This window comes from Citrobacter sp. TBCS-14 (genome assembly GCF_005280805.1).
GTDB lineage: Bacteria > Pseudomonadota > Gammaproteobacteria > Enterobacterales > Enterobacteriaceae > Citrobacter > Citrobacter gillenii.
This window is the reverse complement of the sequence record NZ_SZWM01000917.1, coordinates 1-205: the sequence shown is the minus strand read 5'-3', so window position 1 is coordinate 205 and position 205 is coordinate 1. Positions and strand designations below refer to the sequence as shown.

The window sequence follows — 205 nt, the reverse complement described above, 5'->3', positions numbered from 1 at the left end:
ACTTTCCAGGCTCAGGATTGTACGAGAAATATAATCCACCGCTTCCGCTGGGCGCGTTACCGCAGCAATGTGCGGCGTCATCGCCACACGTGGGTGTTTCCACAATGGGTTGTCTTCCGGTAGCGGTTCTCGGCTATAGACATCCAGCATCGCACCTTTCAGTTTTCCGCTATCCAACGATGCCAGAAGATCGTCTTCATTGAGA

The 205-nt window shown here is 52.7% G+C and carries 1 protein-coding gene; it reads right to left on the bottom strand.

Annotation, left to right across the window (positions count from 1 at the left end; genetic code table 11):
- On the bottom strand, positions 1–205 hold a 205-nt coding region (locus tag FDX22_RS22055; RefSeq protein ID WP_304571804.1), incomplete at both ends, for an NAD(P)-dependent oxidoreductase.